General features: G+C 72.2%; 7 protein-coding genes. 2 read left to right on the top strand and 5 right to left on the bottom strand.

Features of this window, described 5'->3' with window-relative positions; all coding sequences use genetic code 11:
- The 5 genes from ACSW7Y_RS15105 to ACSW7Y_RS15085 all read right to left on the bottom strand — a co-directional run.
- Positions 1 to 1,168 (bottom strand): ROK family transcriptional regulator (locus ACSW7Y_RS15105; protein WP_438127063.1); only part of this gene is annotated, 1,168 nt, incomplete at its 3' end.
- A gap of 121 nt (positions 1,169 to 1,289) precedes the next feature.
- A complete protein-coding gene (locus ACSW7Y_RS15100) occupies positions 1,290 to 2,339 on the bottom strand; it encodes a sugar phosphate isomerase/epimerase family protein (RefSeq protein ID WP_438127062.1) in 1,050 nt (349 codons plus the stop codon).
- A 34-nt stretch (positions 2,340 to 2,373) separates the two neighbouring features.
- Entirely contained in the window at positions 2,374 to 3,498 is a 1,125-nt protein-coding gene (locus ACSW7Y_RS15095) for a Gfo/Idh/MocA family protein (protein ID WP_438127061.1), read from the bottom strand.
- On the bottom strand, positions 3,483 to 4,181 hold the full coding sequence (locus ACSW7Y_RS15090; RefSeq protein ID WP_438127060.1) for a ThuA domain-containing protein: 699 nt from the start codon (positions 4,179 to 4,181) through the stop codon (positions 3,483 to 3,485). The genes ACSW7Y_RS15095 and ACSW7Y_RS15090 overlap by 16 nt, the downstream gene beginning before the upstream one ends.
- Positions 4,181 to 5,374: a Gfo/Idh/MocA family protein gene (locus tag ACSW7Y_RS15085; RefSeq protein ID WP_438127059.1), complete on the bottom strand. Its 1,194-nt coding sequence runs from the start codon at positions 5,372 to 5,374 to the stop codon at positions 4,181 to 4,183. Before ACSW7Y_RS15085 ends, ACSW7Y_RS15090 begins: the two co-directional genes overlap by 1 nt.
- A gap of 96 nt (positions 5,375 to 5,470) precedes the next feature.
- Between ACSW7Y_RS15085 and xylA the strand changes: the two genes are divergently transcribed.
- Positions 5,471 to 6,664, top strand: coding sequence for a xylose isomerase (gene xylA / locus ACSW7Y_RS15080; RefSeq protein WP_438127058.1), 1,194 nt, complete (start codon positions 5,471 to 5,473; stop codon positions 6,662 to 6,664).
- Positions 6,657 to 7,196 (top strand): FGGY family carbohydrate kinase (locus tag ACSW7Y_RS15075; protein ID WP_438127057.1); only part of this gene is annotated, 540 nt, incomplete at its 3' end. The genes xylA and ACSW7Y_RS15075, both read left to right, overlap by 8 nt.

Here is a 7,196-nt window from a genome sequence, read left to right as displayed (position 1 = left end):
GGTCGGTGCGCTCCCGCGCGACGGCGGCCGGGTCGCGGAGGAGGTCGCGGAACCCGACCTCGGCGGCGCCTCGGGTCAGGACGTCGTCGCCGAGCGCCGCGGGGACGACGCGCAGTCGGTCGGCCGTGCCCGGCATGGACTGGGCCCGGACGGCGTCGACGATGCGGTCGCCGACGTGCGCGAGCAGGACGCCGAGGAACCCGCCGAGGACGACGACCTCGGGGTTGACGGTGTGGATCGCGTTGCGGAGGGCCGTGGCGAGCGCCGACACCTGCCGGTCGACGACCGCCTCGAGCTCCGGTCGTTCCTCGGCGAGCGCGGCGGCGAGGGCGCGGAGGTCGTCCGGTGCGGTACCGGCGGCGGTCGTGAGGGCCTCGCGGGAGGCTTCGGTCTCGAGGCACCCGACGGCGCCGCAGTGGCAGCGGACGCCGTTCGCGGCGACGAACGTGTGGCCGAGCTCGCCCGCGTAGCCGTCCGCACCGCTCAGGGGTCGCGCGGCGGAGATCACGCCGCCACCGATGCCGCTCGCACCGCCGTTGAGGTAGACGAGGTCGTCGACGCCGCGCCCGCTCCCCGCGAGTCGTTCCGCCCAGGCGCCGAGGTTCGCATCGTTGGCGGCGGCGACGGGCAGACCGGTCCGGGCGGCGAGGGGTCCGGCGACCGGTTCGTCGTGCCAGCCGAGGTGCGGGGCGTACTGGACGGTGCCGTCCTCGGCGCGGACCGTGCCGGGGACGGCGACACCGATGCCGACGACGCGGACGGAGCGCTCCGTGGCCCTCGTCACGTCCTCGAGCAGCCGCGCCACGGTCTCGACCGCCTCGGCAGCGGTGGGCGGGGCGTCCTGGTGGGCGGTGCGGCGGTCGCGGACGGACCCGTCGAGGCCGACGAGCGCCACCGTCACCGCGTCGATCTCGACCACGGCGGCCGCGGCCACGACGTCCGCCGAGGCCCGCACGACCGGACTGGGTCGGCCGACCCCGGTGCCGCGGACCCCGGCGGGCGGTGCCTCCTCGTGGACGAGCCCGAGGTCGACGAGTTCCCCGACGAGCGCGAGGGTCGTCGAGCGGTTCAGCCCCGTGCGTCGGGTGAGTTCGGCGCGGCTGATCGGCCCCTCCTCGTGCACGAGCCGGAGGACGCGTGCGGCGTTGCCGGGGGCTGTCTGTGCCATGCGGTCCTCCTTCGTGGTGGTGGGGTCTGGGGCGATGCCGAGTCTCGGCTCTTCGGACAGTTTCGCGGCACCTGGACCGCGAAAGTGTCCACCTGGCCGAGGCTCGGCGGCGCGAGCGCGACTAGCGCGAGCGCGAGAACGCCGCGTCGAACGCGGCGTCCGGCGGAGCGATCGTGCCGAGCTGCCGGACGAAGGCGAGCGCCTCGGGCCCGCCGACGAGCCGGTCCATGCCCGCGTCCTCCCACTCGACGCTGGTCGGCCCGTCGTACCCGATGTGGTTCAGCACCCGGAACACCCGCTCCCACGGCACGTCCCCGTGGCCGGCGGTGACGAAGTCCCACCCGCGCCGGGGGTCGCCCCACGGCAGGTGCGAGGACAGCCGCCCGTTCCGCCCGTCGAGCTGCTTGACCGACTCCTTGCAGTGCACGTGGTACACCCGGTCGGCGAAGTCGAGCAGGAACGCGGCGGGGTCGAGGTCCTGCCAGACGAAGTGCGAGGGGTCGAAGTTGAAGCCGAACGCCGGCCGGTCCGCGAACACGTCGAGGGTGCGACGCGCGGTCCAGTAGTCGTAGGCGATCTCGGACGGGTGCACCTCGAGCGCGAACCGCACGCCGACCTCCTCGAACACGTCGAGGATCGGCGACCAGCGGTCGTGGAAGTCCTGGTACCCGGCGTCGATCATGCCCGGCGGCACGGGCGGGAACCCGGCGACGGTCTTCCAGATCGAGGAGCCCGAGAACCCGGTGACGGTCCGGACGCCGAGGGCCGCGGCCGCACGCGCGGTCCACTGCAGTTCCTCGGCGGCGCGCTGCCGGACGCCCTCCGGGTCGCCGTCGCCCCACACGTGCTCCGGGACGATGTCCTGGTGCCGTTGGTCGATCGGGTCGTCGCACACGGCCTGCCCGACGAGGTGGTTCGCGATGGTCCAGACCTGCAGGCCGTTGCGCTCCAGGATCGCCTTGCGGTCCGCCACGTACTCCGGGTCGGTCGCGGCACGTCGGACGTCGAGGTGGTCGCCCCAGCAGGCGATCTCGAGGCCGTCGTAGCCCCACTCCCCCGCGAGTCGCGCCACCTCCTCGAAGGGCAGGTCGGCCCACTGGCCGGTGAACAGGGTGACCGGCCTGGAGGCGCGGGTCGTCCCCGCCTCGTCGGTTCCGTCCGTCGTCGTCATCGTCGTCGTCCTTCCGCGCTCGGTGTGCTGGTGGTCACCATGATCCCGGGGTCGCTCCTGCCGGGACGGTCTCGGGGCGGTCGACGTGCGATCGCACCTCGACCACGGCGTGCTCGCGTGCGGCGGTCGCGACGGCCTCCATCACCTCGAGCACGTGGAACGCCAGGTCACCGCTCGCCCGGTGCGGCCGGTCGGTCGCGATCGCGTGCGCCATGTCGGCGAGGCCGTACCCGCGGCCGGCGTCGGCGTACCCGGCGGTCACCGGCAGCTCGCGCCACTCGCGGTCCTCGGCGGTCGCGATCGACACCGGGTCCGAGAAGCGGTTCGGGTCCGGGACGCCGAGCGTGCCGGACGTGCCGTACACCTCGAACAACGGGGCTCGGGTCGCCCAGACCTCGAACGACACCGTGACCGTGGAGACGACCCCGTTCGCGTGCTCGAGGACCGCGACGACGTGCGTGTCGATGTCCACCCGGAGCGGGGTGCCCGCAGCGGGTCCGGTCACGATCGTGCGCTGGCGGTCGGAGCGGGTCGAGGCGCCGCTCACGCGGACCACCGGGCCGAAGAACTGCACGAGACTCGTCAGGTAGTACGGCCCCATGTCGAGCAGCGGGCCGCCGCCGGGCTGGTAGTAGAACGCGGGCGCCGGGTGCCAGAGCTCGTGTCCGGGTGCCGACCACGACACCGCGGCGCCGACCGGTGTGCCGATCAGCCCGTCGTCGAGCGCCGCGCGGGCGGTCTGGATCCCGGTGCCGAGCACGGTGTCGGGCGCGCTGCCGACCCGCAGTCCCGAGCGTCGGGCGAGGTCGAGCACGGGCTGCGCCTCTGCCGTGGACATCGCGAGCGGCTTCTCGCCGTAGACGTGCTTGCCGGCCTCCAGAGCCCGGGTCGCGATCTCCGCGTGCGCGGCCGGGATCGTCAGGTTGAGCACCACGTCGACGTCGTCCGCGGCGAGCAGGTCGTCGACCGACGATCCCCGAACACCCTGCGCCTCGCCGACGGACTGCGCCCGGTCGACGTCGATGTCGGCGACCGCGGTGAGTTCGAGGCCGTCGAGCGCCGGGAAGTGTTCGAAGTACTGCTGGCTGATGACGCCGACCCCGACGACCCCGACGCGGAGCGGCCTGGCAGCGGCACTGTCCTTCAGCGGGCTGCCCACAGGAGTCCCCTCTCGATGATCGTGCGGAGCGGCTGCGACTCGACGACCTCGAGCCGGTGCCCGGGTGCGGAGACGAACACGCGTCCCTCACCCCACTGCCGGGTCCAGATCGCCGGTGCCGTGACCGGCCGGTTCCAGGCGTCGAAGTCCCGCGCTTCCTGCGTGGTCGTCGCGAGGACGTCGTTGTACTCGTCGGAGAGCACCCAGTACTGCTCGGTCACGAGGTCGAAGTCCTCGATGCCCCGCGTGATCGGGTGCTCGTGCCCGGCCTCGGTGATGTGCACCGTGTACGGGATGTAGTTGTCCGACTGCTCGCCGGTCCGTTCTGCCGGTGGCTTCGCCGCGTGGTGCGCGAACTGCCCGCCGACCATGTGGAGGTAGTCCGCGGTGTTCCGGAACGCGTCCGCGATCCCGCCGTGCCACCCCGCGAGGCCCGCTCCACCGAGGACGGCCTCCTGGAGCCCGGCGAACTCGTCGTCGGCGATCGTGGACATGGTGACGATCTGCACGATGAGGTCGACGTCGGCCATCGCAGACTCGTCGGCGTACACGGTGGTCGACTCCGACACCTGCACGTCGAAGCCGTTGTCCCGGAGGAACGGGATGAACAGGTCGGTGGTCTCGACCGGCATGTGGCCGTCCCAACCACCTCGCACCACCAGGGCGCGACGCTCGCCGGCCATCAGATCACCGTCCAGGCGCTGCCGTCGGCCGCGCTGCGCTCGACCGCGTCGAGGACCCGCTGCACGTGCAGCCCCTCCTCGAACGACGGGGTCGGGTCCTCGCCCGCGACGATCGCCTGCACGAAGTCCTTCACCTCGTGGCTGAAGGTGTGCTCGTACCCGATGAGGTGCCCGGTCGGCCACCACGCCGCCATGTAGGGGTGTTCGGGCTCGGTCACGATGATCCGCTGGAAGCCCTGCTCGCCGGCCGGGGCGGTGGCGTCGTGGAAGCGCAGCTCGTTCATCGACTCGAGGTCGAACTGGATCGCCCCCGCGGAACCGCTGATCTCCAGCGTGAGGCCGTTCTTCCGCCCGGTCGCGTACCGCGTGGCCTCGAACGTGCCGATCGCGCCGTCCGCCGCACCGCCCGTGAGCCGTGCGGTGAAGAACGCGGCGTCGTCGACCGTGACCTGGCCGCGCTCCTCGGAGGCGGTGCCGGACAGCCCGACGCCCTCGGCCATGAGGGGGCGTTCGGTCACGAACGTCTCGAGCGTGCCGGACACCGTCGCGAGCGACGCACCCGTGACGTGCTCGACGAGGTCGATCGCGTGCGCGCCGATGTCGCCGAGCGAGCCGGAGCCCGCGAGCGACTTGTCGAGCCGCCAGGTCATCGGGCCGTCGGGATCTGCCAACCAGTCCTGCAGGTAGAGCGCGCGGACCTGTCGGACGGTGCCGAGCCTCCCGGCCGCCACCAGCTGCTTCGCGAACGCGATGGCGGGCACCCGACGGTAGCTGAAGCCGACCATCGAGCGGACGCCCGACGCCCGCGCAGCGGCGGCGGCCGCGGTCATCGCCTCGGCCTCGGCGACCGAGTTCGCGAGGGGCTTCTCGCAGAGCACGTGCTTGCCGGCCTCGAGCGCGGCGATCGCCACCTCGACGTGCGAGGAACCGGGCGAGCAGATGTCGACCACGTCGATGTCCGGGTCGGTGACGGCAGCGCGCCAGTCGGTCGACGCGGTCTGCCAGCCGTACTGCCGTCGGGCCGCCTCGGTCCGCTCCGGGTCACGGCCGACGATCACCGCCATCTCCGGTTCGACCCCGAGGTCGAAGAACCTGGGGGCGGTCCGCCACCCCTGCGAGTGGGCGGCTCCCATGAAGCCGTGGCCCACCATCGCCACACGCAGTCGATCCTGCGCCTGTCGGTCCGATGCCATTCGTTCGCTCCTTTGCGATCACGCTTGCCAGAGTCAACACTACCGCTTATGTTGGGCGCGGCAACATTTTGTTTCGACGACGAACGGTGATCCACCATGGCAACGACGCCCACCCGTGACGACAAGTTCTCCTTCGGTCTCTGGACCATCGGCTACAACGGCTCCGACCCGTTCGGCGGCCCGACCCGTCCCGCGCTCGACGTGGTCGAGGCGGTCGAGAAGCTCGACGAGATCGGCGCCTACGGCCTGACCTTCCACGACGACGACCTGTTCGCGTTCGGCTCGACCGACGCCGAGCGCCAGGGCCAGATCGACCGGCTCAAGGGTGCCCTCGAGTCGACCGGGATCATCGTGCCGATGGTCACGACCAACCTGTTCTCGGCGCCGGTGTTCAAGGACGGCGGCTTCACCTCGAACGACCGCCAGGTCCGTCGCTTCGCGCTCCGGAAGGTGCTCCGCAACATCGACCTCGCCGCCGAGCTCGGCGCGAAGACCTTCGTGATGTGGGGCGGCCGCGAGGGCTCGGAGTACGACTCGGCGAAGGACGTCCAGGCGGCGCTCGAGCGCTACCGCGAGGCCGTCAACCTCCTGGCCCAGTACGTCACCGACAAGGGCTACGACATCCGCTTCGCGATCGAGCCGAAGCCGAACGAGCCCCGCGGCGACATCCTCCTGCCGACCCTCGGCCACGCGATCGCCTTCACCGAGACCCTCGAGCGTCCCGAGCTGTTCGGCATCAACCCCGAGGTCGGCCACGAGCAGATGGCGGGCCTGAACTTCACCGCCGGCATCGCCCAGGCGCTGTACCAGGGCAAGCTCTTCCACATCGACCTCAACGGTCAGCGCGGCATCAAGTACGACCAGGACCTCGTGTTCGGCCACGGCGACCTGCAGAACGCGTTCTCGCTCGTCGACCTGCTCGAGCACGGCGCTCCGCAGGGCGGCCAGGCCTACGACGGCCCGCGCCACTTCGACTACAAGCCGTCCCGCACCGAGGACATCACGGGCGTGTGGGACTCGGCGAAGGCGAACATGCGCATGTACCTCCTCCTCAAGGAGCGCGCACAGGCCTTCCGCGCCGACCCCGAGGTCCAGGAAGCACTCGCCGCCGCCAAGGTCGACGAGCTGAGCACCCCGACGCTGAACGCCGGCGAGTCGTACGACGACTTCCTCGCCGACCGCTCCGCCTTCGAGGACTTCGACGCGGACGCGTACTTCGGCGGCAAGGGCTTCGGGTTCGTGCGGCTGCAGCAGCTCGCGATCGAGCACCTCATGGGCGCTCGTGGCTGAGTCCGCTGACGGGCGTCGTCTCGTCGCGGGCGTCGACTCGTCGACGCAGTCCTGCAAGGTCACCCTCCGTGACGCGTCGACCGGTGCCGTCGTCCGGGAGGGCCGTGCGGCCCACCCGGACGGCACCTCCGTCGCCCCTCGCCACTGGTGGGACGCGCTCGGCGCCGCGATCGCGGACGCCGGCGGCTTCGACGACGTCGCGGCCGTCGCGGTCGCGGGGCAGCAGCACGGGATGGTCGCGCTCGACCCGGACGGCCGCGTGGTGCGCGACGCCCTCCTGTGGAACGACGTGCGCAGTGCGGACGCGGCCGCGCAGATGGTCGAGGAGATCGGCCGGGAGGCGTGGGTCGCCCGGACGGGTCTGGTCCCGGTGGCCTCGTTCACCGGCACCAAGCTGCGGTGGCTCCGCGAGGCGGAGCCGGAGAACGCCGCGCGCGTCGCCGCCGTCGCGCTCCCCCACGACTGGCTGTCGTGGCGGCTGCGCGGCTACGGCCCGGCCGACGAGAGCCCGCTCGGCCCCGACCTCGACGCC

Source organism: Curtobacterium flaccumfaciens, assembly GCF_051548005.1.
Taxonomy (GTDB): Bacteria; Actinomycetota; Actinomycetes; order Actinomycetales; family Microbacteriaceae; genus Curtobacterium.
The sequence above is the reverse complement of the archived record's forward strand: the minus strand, read 5'-3'. Positions and strand labels throughout refer to the sequence as shown.